At 60.8% G+C, this 15025-nt stretch carries 15 protein-coding genes; 1 reads left to right on the plus strand and 14 read right to left on the minus strand.

Annotation, left to right across the window (positions count from 1 at the left end; genetic code table 11):
• Positions 1-24: 24 nt before the first annotated feature.
• The 7 genes from J3Q04_RS19700 to J3Q04_RS19730 form a co-directional block, all read right to left on the minus strand.
• Positions 25-870, minus strand: a complete 846-nt coding sequence (locus J3Q04_RS19700; protein ID WP_434562560.1) for a peptidoglycan DD-metalloendopeptidase family protein — start codon at positions 868-870, stop codon at positions 25-27.
• A gap of 226 nt (positions 871-1096) precedes the next feature.
• The gene (locus J3Q04_RS19705) at positions 1097-1732 is read right to left on the minus strand and encodes a protein-L-isoaspartate(D-aspartate) O-methyltransferase (protein ID WP_161796107.1); all 636 of its coding nucleotides are present in this window, start codon (positions 1730-1732) and stop codon (positions 1097-1099) included.
• A gap of 41 nt (positions 1733-1773) precedes the next feature.
• Positions 1774-2523 (minus strand): 5'/3'-nucleotidase SurE, encoded by a 750-nt coding sequence (gene surE, locus J3Q04_RS19710; RefSeq protein WP_420764256.1) that lies wholly within the window; start codon positions 2521-2523, stop codon positions 1774-1776.
• Positions 2511-3569 carry a tRNA pseudouridine(13) synthase TruD gene (truD, locus tag J3Q04_RS19715; protein ID WP_434609845.1) on the minus strand — a complete coding sequence of 353 codons (1059 nt, stop codon included), beginning with the start codon at positions 3567-3569 and terminating at the stop codon, positions 2511-2513. Before truD ends, surE begins: the two co-directional genes overlap by 13 nt.
• Positions 3566-4039: a 2-C-methyl-D-erythritol 2,4-cyclodiphosphate synthase gene (gene ispF, locus J3Q04_RS19720; protein WP_434609843.1), complete on the minus strand. Its 474-nt coding sequence runs from the start codon at positions 4037-4039 to the stop codon at positions 3566-3568. The genes truD and ispF overlap by 4 nt, the downstream gene beginning before the upstream one ends.
• Positions 4040-4082: 43 nt before the next feature.
• Entirely contained in the window at positions 4083-4928 is an 846-nt protein-coding gene (fghA, locus tag J3Q04_RS19725) for an S-formylglutathione hydrolase (RefSeq protein WP_434562551.1), read from the minus strand.
• An 8-nt stretch (positions 4929-4936) separates the two neighbouring features.
• A complete protein-coding gene (locus tag J3Q04_RS19730; protein WP_434609841.1) occupies positions 4937-6049 on the minus strand; it encodes an S-(hydroxymethyl)glutathione dehydrogenase/class III alcohol dehydrogenase in 1113 nt (370 codons plus the stop codon).
• Between the two features lie 107 nt (positions 6050-6156).
• Between J3Q04_RS19730 and J3Q04_RS19735 the strand changes: the two genes are divergently transcribed.
• The gene (locus tag J3Q04_RS19735; RefSeq protein WP_420764251.1) at positions 6157-7053 is read left to right on the plus strand and encodes a LysR substrate-binding domain-containing protein; all 897 of its coding nucleotides are present in this window, start codon (positions 6157-6159) and stop codon (positions 7051-7053) included.
• Between the two features lie 153 nt (positions 7054-7206).
• Here J3Q04_RS19735 and ispD read toward each other — a convergent pair whose 3' ends face one another.
• The 7 genes from ispD to J3Q04_RS19770 form a co-directional block, all read right to left on the minus strand.
• The gene (ispD, locus tag J3Q04_RS19740) at positions 7207-7914 is read right to left on the minus strand and encodes a 2-C-methyl-D-erythritol 4-phosphate cytidylyltransferase (RefSeq protein ID WP_420764250.1); all 708 of its coding nucleotides are present in this window, start codon (positions 7912-7914) and stop codon (positions 7207-7209) included.
• Positions 7911-8189: a cell division protein FtsB gene (gene ftsB / locus J3Q04_RS19745; RefSeq protein WP_420764249.1), complete on the minus strand. Its 279-nt coding sequence runs from the start codon at positions 8187-8189 to the stop codon at positions 7911-7913. The genes ispD and ftsB overlap by 4 nt, the downstream gene beginning before the upstream one ends.
• Positions 8190-8360: 171 nt before the next feature.
• Positions 8361-9650 carry a phosphopyruvate hydratase gene (gene eno / locus J3Q04_RS19750; protein WP_434609838.1) on the minus strand — a complete coding sequence of 430 codons (1290 nt, stop codon included), beginning with the start codon at positions 9648-9650 and terminating at the stop codon, positions 8361-8363.
• A gap of 154 nt (positions 9651-9804) precedes the next feature.
• Positions 9805-10650 carry a 3-deoxy-8-phosphooctulonate synthase gene (gene kdsA / locus J3Q04_RS19755; RefSeq protein WP_122565457.1) on the minus strand — a complete coding sequence of 282 codons (846 nt, stop codon included), beginning with the start codon at positions 10648-10650 and terminating at the stop codon, positions 9805-9807.
• A 4-nt stretch (positions 10651-10654) separates the two neighbouring features.
• Complete coding sequence (locus tag J3Q04_RS19760) at positions 10655-12286, minus strand: CTP synthase (protein ID WP_420764248.1); 1632 nt, start codon at positions 12284-12286, stop codon at positions 10655-10657.
• Between the two features lie 298 nt (positions 12287-12584).
• Positions 12585-13886 carry a tRNA lysidine(34) synthetase TilS gene (tilS, locus tag J3Q04_RS19765; protein WP_434609835.1) on the minus strand — a complete coding sequence of 434 codons (1302 nt, stop codon included), beginning with the start codon at positions 13884-13886 and terminating at the stop codon, positions 12585-12587.
• Between the two features lie 132 nt (positions 13887-14018).
• Positions 14019-14966 carry an acetyl-CoA carboxylase carboxyltransferase subunit alpha gene (locus J3Q04_RS19770; RefSeq protein ID WP_420764246.1) on the minus strand — a complete coding sequence of 316 codons (948 nt, stop codon included), beginning with the start codon at positions 14964-14966 and terminating at the stop codon, positions 14019-14021.
• Positions 14967-15025 lie beyond the last annotated feature (59 nt).

Here is a 15025-nt window from a genome sequence, read left to right on the forward strand (position 1 = left end):
TGACGGAACAGGCTGACAACCGAATCAACGACGTGGCAGGAATTGCAGCGGATCTACAGGTTTACCTTGTCGGCGAATCTCAAAATGCAGCTTCACCCGGTCTGTACCCGTTGATCCCATCTCGGCAATTGTCTGTCCGACCTTGACCTGCTGCCCCTCCCGAACCAACAGCCTGCGGTTGTGACCGTAGGCACTGACGTAGGTATCGCTGTGTTTGATGATCACGAGTTCGCCGTAGCCCCTCAAACCACTCCCGGCGTACACAACCGTGCCATCAGACGCGGCTAAAACAGGCTGTCCCAAATCCCCGGCGATATCAATTCCTTTATTCAAACTACCGTTTGAAGAGAATTTTCCAATGAGAACGCCATTAGAAGGCCATCCCCAGCCAGTCGGGGCGGGGCCTGCAGGAGGCATCGGAGCAGGGGCCGGCTTGTTCGCGACGGACGGTACAGCCGCCGGCGCGGGACCCGCCGGACGACGGATAACCGTGGTTTTGCTCGAGGAAGAAGGTGTGGAACCGGACTGGGTGACGACCGCCGTAGGCGTTGAACCGCTGCGCCCGTCAAAGCGAATTGTCTGACCTGGGTGGATCGTATAAGGCGCAGGAATGTTGTTCCGGGCCGCGAGGGCTTTGTAGTCCCAGCCGTAGCGAAAAGCGATGGAAAACAGCGTATCGCCACGCCGGACTACATACTGGCCGGTCGTGACCGTTGGCCGTTGCGGTGTCGCATTGTTGCGATCGACCACTCGGACGTTACCCGAAGGCGTGCTGGAACAACCGACCAGCAAGGTACCCAAGAGAAGGCCAGTCACCAGGCGCTTTAAGCTCGTGATACCCATACGCTGCGCAATGACTGTGAGACTCACCCGCCGCTCCCTTTGTGGTGGCTGAAGAAATTCGAAACTGCCTGTCCAGGCAGACATGTTGCCCTATGGCTCGCCGACATTGCGCGTCTATAAAGGAAGCGCAATGGCCGCCCGCACACGTTTGCTCGACGCTGTTTAACGTTATCTGGCAAACCGAAGCCCGGCGAACGGGTGCTGCCGTAAGACACAGTCCGTGTCCTGGAATTCAGCATCCGATCACAAATGCTCAGGCCAACGGTCCGTTGAGCAACGGTACGAAACGCACCGCCCCAAGGACGTGTCGTGAAAAACCGTGCTCTTCGCGCACAATCAACATCAGCTGCTGGACTTCACCCGCACCGACCGGAATGACCAGGCGCCCGCCCGGAGCAAGCTGATCCAACAAGGCCTGGGGGACGTCTGTGGCCACCGCCGTGACAATGATGCCGTTATAAGGCGCCAACGCTGGCCAGCCTTCCCAACCGTCTCCCCAGCGAAATACCACGTTGCGCAGATTCAATTCCACGAGACGTTCCTTGGCGCGATCTTGCAGCACCTTGATCCGCTCCACGGAAAACACACGTTCCACCAACTGCGACAACACGGCGGTCTGATAGCCCGAACCCGTGCCGATCTCCAGCACCTTGTCCAGCGGCCCAGCCTCCAGCAGCAGCTCGCTCATGCGGGCCACCATATAAGGCTGGGAAATGGTCTGGTTATGGCCGATCGGCAACGCCGTGTCTTCATAGGCGCGATGGGCCAGCGCCTCATCGACGAACAGGTGACGCGGCGTGCGACGAATCACCTCCAGCACCTGGGCATTCGACAGCCCTTCTTCGTAAAGCCGCTGGATCAACCGTTCCCGGGTGCGCTGGGAGGTCATGCCAATTCCCCGGCGCAGCATATCGTCTTGTTCACGTGACATCAGTGCAGCCCCTCCAGCCAGCCTTCGAGATGCCTGAAGGCATCGTTGAAGGTTCGATCCAGCTGCAACGGCGTGATCGAGACGTAGCCCTGCATGACCGCATGGAAGTCCGTGCCAGGCCCGCCATCTTCGGCGTCGCCGGCGGCCGCGATCCAGTAGCCGGCCTTGCCGCGCGGATCGACGACATGCATCGGTTTGGCCGCGCGGGCACGATGGCCCAGGCGAGTGAGCTGGATGCCACGGATATGGTCTAGCGGCAAATTCGGGATGTTCACGTTCAGCACCGTGCGCGGCGGCAGGTCCAGTTCGCCGTGGGCCTCCACCAGCTTGCGGGCGAAGTAGGCGGCGGTAGGCAAGTTGTCGACCTGCCGTGAAACAAACGAAAAGGCAAAAGAGGTGTGGTTCAGGAAACGACCTTCCAGGGCCGCGGCAACCGTACCCGAATACAGCACATCGTCCCCCAGGTTTGCCCCCAGGTTAATACCTGAGACCACCATGTCCGGCTCGCGCTCCAACAGGCCATTCAGGCCCAGGTGCACGCAATCGGTCGGCGTACCGTTGAGGCTGATGAAACCATTGTCCAGGTAGCAAGGATGCAACGGACGATCGATCGTCAGCGAACTGCTGGCGCCGCTTTTGTCCTGGTCCGGGGCGATCACCACGCACTCGGCAAAATCCGCCAGCGCAGCATAAAGCGCGGCAAGACCGGGTGCTGTCACCCCGTCGTCGTTAGAAATCAGAATACGCATGGGTTGTCCGTCTGCCCTGCAGGCACCAGATCGACGAGTTCGCGCACCAAGACAGTGGCGAAACATCCGGCCGGCAGGACGAATTCCAATTGCAGAATGTCCAGCGAGGGATAATGCCACGACAGCCCGCCAATGGGCAGCCGCAGGATGCGACGTTCGTGACTCATCCCCGCGTTTATCAACCAGTCGCGCAGGTCCGCCTCGCTCTGGGCGACGGCCTGCTCTAATTCAAAGACCACGCCAGCGGCGGGTGAAGGGCCTTCGCCCCATTGGGGACCGGTCGGGTGCAGATCGAGAATCGCCAGGCGCGGATCGCTGCATTCAGCCTCCCCGGCCGGGAAAAAACTGCGGCTGTCGGTGAAAGCCAGCAGATCGCCCACCTGGGCGTGTTGCCAGGTACCGTCGGCCACTCTGGCCGCCAGCACTTTGTTGAAGAGAAAACTGCGGGCCGTCGACAGCAGGCGCGAACGCACGTTGCGCTGTTCCGGCAAGGCTTTGCGCGCCGCCCATGCACGAGCATCGACAACATTGCCACCTTCGTGGCCGAAGCGCTGGGCGCCGAAATAGTTAGGGATGCCCTGGCGAACAATTTGTTGCAGGCGTGCCTCGATCGCCGCTTTGTCGCCTGTGAACTGGGTCAGGCGCAAGGTAAAACCGTTGGCCGAGTGCGCACCGCGCTGCAGCTTGCGCCTGTGGCGGGCGGTCTTGAGGATTTTCAGGGTGTCGTTTTCGGCGGCCGCCAGGTCCGGGTCGGCCTTGCCTGGCAATTGCACGCTGAACCACTGACGAGTCAGTGCCTGGCGATCCTTGAGTCCGGCGTAGCTGACCGTGCGCAGCGGCACGCCGGCGGCCTTGGCGATACGCCGGGCAGCCTCCTCGGTGTTCAATCCGCGTTTTTCCACCCAGATCCACAAGTGCTCGCCATCGCCGGTCAACGGAATGTCGAGCACTTCATCGACCTGGAAATCCTCCGCCGTGGCTTTCAGTACCGCGCTGCCCAACGACTCGCCATAGGCCCGTGGCCCCAGTAGTTCAAGTTCGGTCATGAGCGCAACAACAAGGCAACGGAATGGACGGCTATGCCTTCTTCACGACCGACGAAGCCCAGCTTCTCGGTGGTGGTGGCCTTCACGTTCACCTGGTCCAGGTCTACCTGGAGATCTTCGGCAATCCGCTGGCGCATCGCTTCGATGTGCGGCGCCATCTTTGGCGCCTGGGCAACGATGGTGTTGTCGACGTTGCCCACTTTCCAGCCCTTGGCATGGATCAAGGAAACCACGTGACGTAGCAGCACACGGCTGTCGGCGCCCTTGAATTGCGGGTCGGTGTCAGGGAAATGCTTGCCGATATCGCCCAGGGCGGCAGCGCCGAGCAAGGCATCGCTCAAGGCGTGCAGCAACACGTCACCATCAGAATGCGCAAGCAGCCCGAAGCCGTGTGCGATCCGCACGCCGCCCAGAGTAATGAAGTCGCCTTCAGCAAAACGGTGAACATCGTAGCCGTGGCCAATACGCATAAAAAAACGCCCCGATTTTTGTCAGGGCGTGATTCTACCTGCATTAGCCGTTCAGGGCGCGTGCATGATGTTGCAAGTGTTCATCGATGAAGCTGGCAATGAAGAAGTAGCTGTGGTCATAGCCGGGTTGCAGCCGCAGTTCCAACGGGTGATCGGCCGCCTTGGCCGCCTGTTGCAAGGCTTCGGGCTTGAGCTGGTTGGCGAGGAAATCATCGCGATCACCCTGGTCCACCAACAGCGGCAGCTTTTCTCCCGCTTCGGCGATCAACGCGCAGGCATCCCATTCGCGCCATTTCGAACGGTCTTCCCCAAGGTAGCGGGCGAACGCTTTCTGTCCCCACGGGCAATCCATCGGATTGTTGATCGGAGAAAAGGCCGACACCGAACGGTAACGCCCGGGGTTGCGCAAGGCGCAGACCAGCGCGCCATGACCGCCCATGGAATGACCGCTGATGCCACGCTTATCCGAAGCCGGGAAATGCGCTTCTACCAACGCCGGCAATTCCTGCACGACATAGTCATGCATCCGATAGTGTCGCGCCCAAGGATCCTGCGTGGCGTTCAGATAGAACCCTGCCCCCAGGCCGAAGTCCCACGCACCGTCCGGATCACCGGGCACTTCGGCGCCACGGGGGCTGGTGTCCGGCGCGACGATGATCAAGCCCAACTCGGCGGCCATGCGCTGGGCACCGGCCTTTTGCATGAAATTTTCGTCCGTGCAGGTCAAACCGGACAACCAGTACAACACCGGCAACTTACCGCCCTGCTCCGCTTGCGGCGGCAGATACACGGCGAAGACCATGTCGCAACCCAGCACTTCGGAACGGTGCCGGTAACGCTTGTGCCAGCCGCCGAAGCTCTTCTGGCAGGAAATGTTTTCCAGGCTCATGACCGACCTCAGAAATGAATAACGGTACGGATGCTCTTGCCTTCATGCATCAAGTCGAATGCCTTGTTGATGTCCTCCAGGCCCATGGTGTGAGTGATGAAGGTATCCAGCGGGATCTCGCCCTTTTCAGCCATGTCCACGTAGCTCGGCAGTTCGCTGCGACCGCGCACGCCGCCAAACGCCGAACCGCGCCAGACGCGTCCGGTTACCAGTTGGAACGGACGGGTGGCGATCTCCTGGCCGGCCCCGGCCACGCCGATGATCACCGATTCGCCCCAACCTTTATGGCAGCATTCCAGGGCGGCACGCATCAACTGCACATTGCCGATGCACTCGAAGGAAAAGTCCACGCCGCCGTCTGTCATGTCGACAATGACTTCCTGGATCGGACGGTCGAAATCTTTCGGGTTGACGCAATCGGTGGCGCCCAGCTGCTTGGCGATTTCGAACTTGGCCGGGTTGATGTCGATGGCGATGATGCGCGCGGCCTTGGCCTTCACGGCACCGATCACGGCCGAAAGCCCGATACCGCCCAGGCCGAAGATCGCCACGGTGTCACCCGGCTTGACCTTGGCGGTGTTCAACACGGCGCCGATGCCGGTGGTAACGCCGCAACCCAGCAGGCAGACCTTTTCCAGGGGCGCATCTTTCTGGATCTTCGCTACGGAGATTTCCGGCAGCACGGTGTATTCAGAGAACGTCGACGTACCCATGTAGTGGAAAATCGACTCGCCCTTGTAGGAAAAGCGCGAAGTACCGTCCGGCATCAGGCCTTTGCCCTGGGTGGCGCGGATGGCCTGGCAGAGGTTGGTCTTGCCCGACTTACAGAATTTGCACTGGCCGCACTCCGGGGTGTACAGCGGGATCACATGGTCACCCACCGCCACCGATGTCACACCCTCGCCGATGGCTTCGACAATGGCGCCGCCTTCATGGCCAAGAATCGAGGGGAAGATCCCTTCCGGGTCAGCGCCGGACAGCGTGTAGGCATCGGTGTGACAAACGCCCGAAGCCACCACGCGCAACAGCACTTCGCCCGCCTTGGGCATGGCCACGTCGACTTCAACGATTTCCAGGGGTTTCTTGGCCTCGAAGGCAACGGCAGCGCGTGACTTGATCATCCGGATACTCCAGCAAAATAAAACGAGACAGGGAGTGTAATCCTATGCCGGAAACTGAATAATCCAGCCGAAAGCAAAACATTATTGCCATATAGGGATAATCAGCCATGTCAGACAACCGCTGGGAAGGCATCGATGAGTTCGTGGCTGTGGCCGAATGCAGCCAGTTCACCGCCGCAGCCGAACGTCTCGGTGTGTCGTCTTCCCATATCAGTCGACAAATCGTACGGCTTGAGGAGCGCCTGCAGACACGCTTGCTTTATCGAAGTACCCGTCGGGTAACGCTGACCGAAGCCGGGCAGACCTTCTTGCAGCATTGCCAGCGCTTGCAGGATGGGCGCGAGGAAGCATTGCGGGCCGTCGGTGATCTTGCCAGCGAACCCAAGGGCATGCTGCGCCTGACCTGTGCCGTTGCCTACGGTGAACGGTTCATCGTGCCATTGGTGACGCGGTTCATGGGGATCTATCCACAGTTACGGGTGGACATCGAGCTGAGCAATCGCGCGCTGGACCTGGTGCATGAAGGCCTGGACCTGGCGATTCGCCTCGGCCGCTTGCAGGACTCACGGCTGGTAGCCACGCGCCTGGCACCGCGGCGGATGTACCTTTGCGCTTCGCCGTCCTACCTGGAACGTTATGGTCGGCCCCATAGCTTGTCGGAACTGAGCCGCCACAACTGCCTGATCGGCAGCTCCGACATCTGGCAACTGGAGCAGAACGGCCGGGAATTTTCCCAGCGGGTGCAGGGAAACTGGCGCTGCAACAGCGGGCAAGCGGTGCTGGACGCTGCGTTGCAAGGCGTGGGGTTGTGCCAGTTGCCGGATTATTACGTGCTGGAGCATCTGCACAGCGGTGCGTTGATTTCGTTGCTGGAAGCCCATCAGCCCCCAAACACGGCGGTGTGGGCGCTTTATCCGCAGCAGCGACATCTGTCGCCGAAGGTGCGCAAGTTGGTGGATTACTTGAAGGAAGGGTTGGCTGAGCGGCCGGAGTATCGGGGGTAACGCTGGTTTTATATTGCCTGATCGATTGCTATCGCGAGCAGGCTCGCTCCCACAGTGGATCTTCAGCGGATACAAACTTTGCGTACAGACAACATCCCTTGTGGGAGCGAGCCTGCTCGCGATGGCGATCCTGAAGACGCCTCCATTGCTCGCTTAACGCCGATTCGCCCACCGCTGGCGCAACCACTCAAGGTCTTCCGGCCGGGTGACCTTGATGTTATCCGCCCGCCCCTCAATCAGCCGAGGCGCTTGCCCCGCCCACTCCATGGCGGACGCTTCATCGGTTATCACGGCATCGGCCACCAGGCTGTCGGCCAGGGCCCGGTGCAAGGCGCCAAGACGGAACATCTGCGGTGTATAGGCTTGCCAGATCACGCTGCGATCGACGGTCTCCAGCACGCGGCCATGCTTGTCGGCGCGCTTGAGGGTGTCGCGAGCCGGGACGGCCAGCAGGCCACCGACCGGATCGTTCGCCAGCTCATGGAGCAACGTATCCAGGTCGACCCGGGCAAGATTGGGACGCGCAGCGTCGTGAACCAACACCCAATCGAAATCGTCGGCGCCCTGTTCGTGTAAGTGCAGCAATGCATTGAGGACCGAATCCGAACGCTGCTCGCCGCCGTCCACCCGCTGGATACGGGGATCGCTGGCGCAGGCCAGGGTCGGCCAATAGGGATCGTCGTGAGCAATGCTGACCACCACGCCCTTGACGGTCGGGTGATCGAGGAAACAGCCGAGGCTGTGTTCAAGAATTGTGCGTGCGCCCAGTTGAAGGTATTGCTTGGGTCGGTCCGCGGCCATGCGAGCACCAACGCCCGCGGCAGGAATCACGGCCCAGAAGGCCGGTGGACGAATGCTCATTGGGCCAACTGGTAGAGGGTTTCGCCCTCCTTGACCATGCCCAGTTCATGGCGAGCCCGTTCTTCGACGGTCTCCATGCCTTTCTTCAGTTCCATCACTTCGGCGTCCATCACCCGATTGCGCTCCAGCAATGCCTCGTTTTCGGCGTGCTGGTCGGCAATCTGCTGATTCAGCTCGGCCACTTGCGCCAGGCTGCCATTGCCCACCCACAGGCGGTACTGCAGGCCGGCCAGCAACAGGAGCAAGACGAGAAACAACCAATTGGGACTGCGCATCGAATATCAGGTATCCAGTGAAAAAAGACCGCCATGCCAAACTTTGAAGCGTCTGATAGCACGAAGCCTGGAAGATCCAGGCTTGTGCTTGATAAGGCATCAGATTAGAGGCAAAACCACCGCGTTGGTAATTGTTGCGACGCAATCCGCTGTCTTTTTACCATTTACCGCTTAACCGCGAAACTCGGCGCGACCGTTGTACTTGGCCTTGCCGTTCAACTGCTCTTCGATGCGCAGCAGTTGGTTGTACTTGGAAACGCGGTCGGAGCGGCACAGCGAACCGGTCTTGATCTGGCCCGCCGCGGTGCCCACGGCCAGGTCGGCAATGGTCGAGTCTTCGGTCTCACCGGAGCGGTGGGAGATCACGGCGGTGTAGCCGGCAGCCTTGGCCATCTGGATGGCTTCCAGGGTTTCGGTCAGGGTGCCGATCTGGTTGAACTTGATCAGGATAGAGTTGGCGATCTTCTTGTCGATGCCTTCTTTCAGGATCTTGGTGTTGGTCACGAACAGGTCGTCGCCCACCAGCTGGGTTTTCTCGCCGATCTTGTCGGTGAGGATTTTCCAGCCAGCCCAGTCGGACTCGTCCAGGCCGTCTTCGATGGAAATGATCGGATAGCGCTCGGTCAGGCCCTTGAGGTAGTCGGCGAACCCTTCGGCGGTGAACACCTGGCCTTCGCCGGACAGGTTGTACTTGCCGTCTTCGAAGAACTCACTGGCCGCGCAGTCCAGGGCCAGGGTCACGTCGGTGCCCAGCTTGTAGCCAGCGTTGGCCACGGCTTCGGAGATCACTTTCAGGGCGTCTTCGTTGGACGCCAGGTTCGGTGCGAAACCGCCTTCGTCACCCACGGCGGTGCTCAGGCCACGGGCCTTCAGCACAGCCTTGAGGTGATGGAAAATCTCGGTGCCCATGCGCAGGCCTTCGGAGAAGGACTTGGCGCCAACCGGCTGCACCATGAATTCCTGGATGTCGACGTTGTTATCGGCATGTTCGCCGCCGTTGATGATGTTCATCATTGGCACCGGCATCGAGTACACGCCTGGCGTACCGTTGAGGTTGGCAATGTGGGCGTACAAAGGCAGGTCCTGGTCCTGAGCGGCGGCTTTGGCGGCGGCCAGGGACACTGCGAGGATCGCGTTGGCGCCCAGAGTGGCTTTGTTTTCGGTGCCGTCGAGCTTGATCATGGCCTGGTCGAGGGCCTTCTGGTCGGCAGGGTCCTTGCCCAGCAACAGTTCGCGGATCGGACCGTTGATGTTGGCGACGGCTTTCATCACGCCCTTGCCCATGTAACGGCTCTTGTCGCCATCACGCAGCTCCAGCGCTTCGCGCGAGCCAGTGGAAGCACCGGACGGCGCGCAGGCGCTGCCGATGATGCCGTTGTCGAGAAGCACGTCCGCTTCGACAGTGGGGTTGCCACGGGAGTCGAGAACTTCACGACCTTTGATGTCGACGATTTTTGCCATTGTTGTAAACACTCCAAAGTTGACGAAAACGACGCAGCGAGAAGAAAACTTTTACGGTCGGCGGGTGTAGAGCAGCGGGCAGGCTCGCCGACGACAACGCCCGGCCCGCAGGCCAGAGCGTTGATCGAGCGGTACTTTACCGGAGAAAACCGCGTTACGCGGTTTCTATCGTCGGAAAACCCTTGACCAGCTCATCCAGCGACTTGAGCTGAGACAGGAAAGGTTCCAGCTTGTTCAAGCGCAAGGCACAAGGGCCGTCGCACTTGGCATTGTCGGGATCAGGGTGGGCTTCAAGGAACAGGCCAGCCAGAGACTGGCTCATGCCGGCCTTGGCCAGGTCGGTCACCTGGGCGCGACGACCGCCGGCGGAATCGGAGCGACCGCCGGGCATTTGCAGCGCGTGGGTCACGTCGAAGAACACCGGGTACTCGAACTGCTTCATGATGCCGAAGCCGAGCATGTCCACGACAAGGTTGTTGTAGCCGAAGCTCGAACCACGCTCGCAGAGGATCAATTGGTCATTCCCGGCCTCTTCACATTTGCTCAGGATGTGTTTCATTTCCTGGGGCGCGAGAAACTGGGCTTTCTTGATATTGATCACCGCGCCGGTCTTGGCCATCGCGACCACCAGGTCGGTCTGGCGCGACAGAAAGGCCGGCAACTGGATGATGTCGCAGACTTCGGCGACGACCGCGGCCTGGGCCGGCTCGTGGACGTCGGTGATGATCGGCACGCCGAACGCTTGCTTGATGTCCTGGAAGATCCGCATGCCTTCTTCCAGGCCGGGGCCTCGGTAGGAGGTGACCGACGAACGGTTGGCCTTGTCGAAGCTGGCCTTGAAGACGTAAGGGATACCCAGCTTCTGGGTCACCTTCACGTATTCTTCGCAGACCTGCATCGCCATGTCGCGGCTTTCCAGCACGTTCATGCCACCAAACAGCACCATGGGCTTGTCGTTGGCAATCTCGATGTCGCCGACGCGGATGATCTTCTGGGCCATCGTCTTATGCCTTTTTCTGGTGTTGAGCCAAAGCGGCTTTCACGAAACCGCTGAACAGCGGGTGACCGTCGCGCGGTGTCGAAGTGAACTCCGGGTGGAACTGGCAGGCCACGAACCATGGATGGTCGGCAGCTTCGACCACTTCGACCAGCGCGCCGTCACCGGAACGACCGGAGATCTTCAGGCCGGCTTCGATCAGTTGAGGCAGCAGGTTGTTATTCACTTCGTAGCGGTGGCGATGGCGCTCGACAATCACATCCTTGGCGTAGCAGTCGTGCACCTTGGAGCCGGCTTCGAGCAGGCATTCCTGTGCGCCGAGGCGCATGGTGCCGCCCAGGTCGGAGCTTTCGGTACGCACTTCGACGGCACCGGTGGCGTCTTCCCACTCGGTGATCAGGCCCACGACCGGGTGGCCACTGGCACGATCGAATTCGGTGGAGTTGGCGTCTTTCCAGCCCATCACGTTACGTGCAAACTCGATGACCGCCACTTGCATCCCGAGGCAGATGCCCAGGTACGGCACCTTGTTTTCACGAGCGTATTGCACCGCGGTGATCTTGCCTTCCACGCCGCGCAGGCCAAAGCCGCCCGGCACGAGGATCGCATCGGCGCCTTCGAGCAGGCCGGTGCCCTGGTTCTCGATGTCTTCGGAGTCGATGTAGCGCAGGTTGACCTTGGTGCGGTTGCTGATGCCGGCATGACTCATCGCCTCGATCAGCGACTTGTAGGCGTCCAGCAGCTCCATGTACTTGCCGACCATGGCGATGGTGACTTCGTGTTCCGGGTTGAGCTTGGCATCGACCACGGCCTCCCACTCAGACAGGTCCGCGCTGGCGCATTGCAGGCCGAAGCGCTCGACGACGAAATCATCGAGGCCCTGGGAGTGCAGGATGCCCGGGATCTTGTAGATGGTGTCGGCGTCTTCCAGGCCGATGACCGCGCGTTCTTCCACGTTGGTGAACTGGGCGATCTTGCGACGCGAGGACATATCGATCGGGTGATCGGAGCGGCATACCAGCACGTCCGGCTGCAAGCCGATGGAACGCAGTTCCTTGACCGAGTGCTGGGTTGGCTTGGTCTTGGTTTCGCCGGCCGTGGCGATGTACGGCACCAGCGTCAGGTGCATCAGCATCGCGCGCTTGGCACCGATTTCGAAACGCAACTGGCGGATGGCTTCGAGGAACGGCTGGGACTCGATGTCGCCCACGGTACCGCCGATCTCTACCATCGCCACGTCCGCGTCGCCGGCGCCCTTGATGATGCGGCGCTTGATTTCGTCGGTGATGTGCGGGATGACCTGGATGGTCGCGCCCAGGTAGTCACCACGGCGTTCCTTGCGCAGCACGTGCTCGTAGACACGGCCGGTGGTGAAGTTGTTGTTCTGGGTCATGGTCGTGCGGATGAACCGCTCGTAGTGGCCCAGGTCCAGGTCGGTCTCGGCGCCGTCATGGGTAACGAACACTTCACCGTGCTGGAACGGGCTCATGGTGCCCGGGTCGACGTTGATGTACGGGTCCAGCTTGAGCATGGTGACCTTAAGTCCCCGCGCCTCCAGGATGGCCGCCAATGAAGCCGAGGCAATGCCTTTCCCCAATGAAGAAACAACACCGCCCGTGACGAATATGTAGCGCGTCATGAAAAACCCTAGAAGTCTGCGTTAAAGCGGTCCGAGCCGCCGGGGAAAGCGAAGGAAGGCCGAAGCCCCCGATCACCTGCATTAATCACAGTGCACCTTTCAAAAAAACCGCCGCGTCGGGACAGACCGGAGGTGAAATCACCGGTACGTTGCTCGCTACACATTTTTTGGAATCGCCCAGCAAAGACTGCTTGGTAATCGGCAACTCCTGCAATTCAGGCGAATCCACAGAAGTTGTATCAAGAAGGGAGCGTAGTCTACCGGAAAGCCCCTTTCAGCTCAAACCCAGATCTTCCTTTCATGGCTGCCAAATGAGTTGCCAACGGTCACTGGCGTCCCGATCGAACCCCTTCAGATTGGCCAACCCCAGCAATTGCTCGCCCCGGTACAGGAGCGGCAAACGGCCACGGACGAACGCCGGCACGCTGTTTTCGTTGAGCAAACGCTTGAGGTCCCGGTGTCCACGACCCGGCAATTCCATGACTTCGCCGCCCCGGCGATAGCGAACGCAAAGCGGTCCCGGGGGGGCTTCGCCGCGCAAGCTCACCCGGCCATTGCCCGGCAAGGCCAAAGGCTGATCCACGCAAGGCCATTCAACGGGGCCTGAGACTGGCTGCAGCCAGTGGTCGGATAACCACCAGATGCGTCCGCCGGTCCGGTGTATTTCCCCATCGGCCAGTCGCCAGACAGGATGGCCATCGTCCCTGGCATCACGCAACGAGTCCCAGCCAACCCAATGGTCACTGTCGGGAAGCCGCGTGACGGGCGCCAGCCAATGACTCAACGCATTGCGTTGCCGGGCGGGGGACAGGGCCCGAAAAGATGTCATTTCAAGGGACCGCAGCCCGAGCCAATCGAAGGCATTCGGCGTGAGGGCGCACGCCAGGTCGATCTGCGCCAGCTCGTCCAGCAAGCCTTGCGCCTCGCTCAGGTGCGCGGCGCTGCGGGCCAGGGTCAGCGACGCCTGGGGCCACTGCTCGGCCAAGACTGGAAAGACCCGCTGCCGCAGGAAATTGCGGGCGTAACGATGATCGTCATTGGAGGGATCTTCAACCCAGCTCAAGCCATGCCGGCTGGCATAGGCCTCCAGTTCCGCCCGGGAGACATCGAGCAATGGCCGCAGCAAATGCCCCTGCCCCAAGGGCCGCTGCTTCGGCATCGCCGACAAGCCTCGCGCCCCGGCCCCGCGCAGCAAACGAAACAACAGGGTTTCGGCCTGGTCGTCCCGGTGTTGCGCCGTGAGCAGCACTTCGTTGTTCTGCGTCGCCGCGATGAAAGCCGTGTAACGCGCATCCCGGGCAGCGCGCTCGACACTGGCGCCGGGCCGGACCTCAACGCTGATCACTTGCAGCGGTACCCCAAGGGTCTCGCAGACCCGGCGACAATGTTCCGGCCACGCCTCGGCCACGGCCTGGAGGCCATGGTGGACATGGATGGCGCCGAGGGGCGGCAGGACCTGGCTTTTTGCCAGGGAAACGAGCAGGTGCAGCAGGACAGTGGAGTCGAGGCCACCGGAGAAGGCGATGCGCCAGGTGGACGCGTTGCGCCAGTCAGATAACTGAGCGAGAAGCCGGGTGGGCAGATCCGTGTTTGAGTTCATAGGAGTCAGCCTAGGGCATAAACAACTGTGGGAGCGAGCTTGCTTGCGATGGCGGTGTCTCAGTCAACTCAGGAGTTGAATGTTAAATCGCTATCGCGAGCAGGCTCGCTCCCACAAGGTATTGCAATCAGATCAGAGACCGTAGCTCATCAAGCGCTCATAGCGACGGGCCAGCAGCGCGTCGTTGTCAAAGGTTTTGAGCATCGACAACTGCGAGCTCAGTTCAGCGCGAATCAGCGCCGCTGCTGCGGCCGGATCGCGATGGGCGCCGCCCACTGGCTCGTTGATCACTTTATCAACGATGCCCAGGCCCTTGAGGCGCTCGGCGGTGATGCCCATGGCTTCGGCGGCATCCGGTGCCTTCTCGGCGGTTTTCCAGAGGATCGAAGCGCAACCTTCCGGCGAAATCACCGCGTAGGTGGAATATTGCAGCATGTTCAATTGGTCGCAGACACCGATGGCCAACGCACCGCCAGAACCGCCTTCGCCGATCACGGTGGCGATGATCGGGGTCTTCAGGCGCGCCATCACGCGCAGGTTCCAGGCGATCGCTTCGCTCTGGTTGCGCTCTTCAGCGTCGATGCCCGGATAGGCGCCTGGGGTGTCGATGAAGGTCAGGATCGGCATCTTGAAGCGCTCGGCCATTTCCATCAGGCGGCAAGCCTTGCGGTAGCCTTCCGGACGCGGCATGCCGAAGTTGCGACGCACCTTCTCGCGCACTTCGCGGCCCTTCTGGTGACCGATCACCATCACTGGCTGGTCGTCCAGGCGGGCGACACCACCGACAATCGCGGCGTCGTCGGAGAAATGACGGTCGCCGTGAAGCTCATCGAACTCGGTGAAGATGTGTTCAATGTAGTCCAGGGTGTAGGGACGACGCGGATGACGCGCCAGACGCGCGATCTGCCAACTGGTCAGCTTGCCGAAGATGTCTTCGGTCAGCGTGCGGCTCTTGTCCTGCAGCCGAGAGATTTCATCGCCGATATTCAGCGAATTGTCGTTACCGACCAAGCGCAACTCTTCGATCTTGGCTTGCAGGTCGGCGATCGGCTGTTCGAAATCTAGAAAATTCGGGTTCATAGGCGTCCGTCTTGGGTCGACGTCCAAGAGAGCTTGGGCCGGCCGGTTGTCTATTCGCG

It is taken from the genome of Pseudomonas sp. D4-21 (assembly GCF_051132125.1).
GTDB lineage: Bacteria > Pseudomonadota > Gammaproteobacteria > Pseudomonadales > Pseudomonadaceae > Aquipseudomonas.

Excerpts from the sequence above, each read along its gene's own strand:
- eno (WP_434609838.1), bottom strand. The coding sequence starts at position 9,650 with ATGGCAAAAATCGTCGACATCAAAGGTCGTGAAGTTCTCGACTCCCGT.
- kdsA (WP_122565457.1), bottom strand. The coding sequence starts at position 10,650 with ATGGCCCAGAAGATCATCCGCGTCGGCGACATCGAGATTGCCAACGAC.
- surE (WP_420764256.1), bottom strand. The coding sequence starts at position 2,523 with ATGCGTATTCTGATTTCTAACGACGACGGGGTGACAGCACCCGGTCTT.
- ispF (WP_434609843.1), bottom strand. The coding sequence starts at position 4,039 with ATGCGTATTGGCCACGGCTACGATGTTCACCGTTTTGCTGAAGGCGAC.
- truD (WP_434609845.1), bottom strand. The coding sequence starts at position 3,569 with ATGACCGAACTTGAACTACTGGGGCCACGGGCCTATGGCGAGTCGTTG.
- J3Q04_RS19735 (WP_420764251.1), top strand. The coding sequence starts at position 6,157 with ATGTCAGACAACCGCTGGGAAGGCATCGATGAGTTCGTGGCTGTGGCC.
- fghA (WP_434562551.1), bottom strand. The coding sequence starts at position 4,928 with ATGAGCCTGGAAAACATTTCCTGCCAGAAGAGCTTCGGCGGCTGGCAC.
- ftsB (WP_420764249.1), bottom strand. The coding sequence starts at position 8,189 with ATGCGCAGTCCCAATTGGTTGTTTCTCGTCTTGCTCCTGTTGCTGGCC.
- J3Q04_RS19705 (WP_161796107.1), bottom strand. The coding sequence starts at position 1,732 with ATGACCTCCCAGCGCACCCGGGAACGGTTGATCCAGCGGCTTTACGAA.
- tilS (WP_434609835.1), bottom strand. The coding sequence starts at position 13,886 with ATGAACTCAAACACGGATCTGCCCACCCGGCTTCTCGCTCAGTTATCT.
- J3Q04_RS19730 (WP_434609841.1), bottom strand. The coding sequence starts at position 6,049 with ATGATCAAGTCACGCGCTGCCGTTGCCTTCGAGGCCAAGAAACCCCTG.
- ispD (WP_420764250.1), bottom strand. The coding sequence starts at position 7,914 with ATGAGCATTCGTCCACCGGCCTTCTGGGCCGTGATTCCTGCCGCGGGC.
- J3Q04_RS19760 (WP_420764248.1), bottom strand. The coding sequence starts at position 12,286 with ATGACGCGCTACATATTCGTCACGGGCGGTGTTGTTTCTTCATTGGGG.
- J3Q04_RS19770 (WP_420764246.1), bottom strand. The coding sequence starts at position 14,966 with ATGAACCCGAATTTTCTAGATTTCGAACAGCCGATCGCCGACCTGCAA.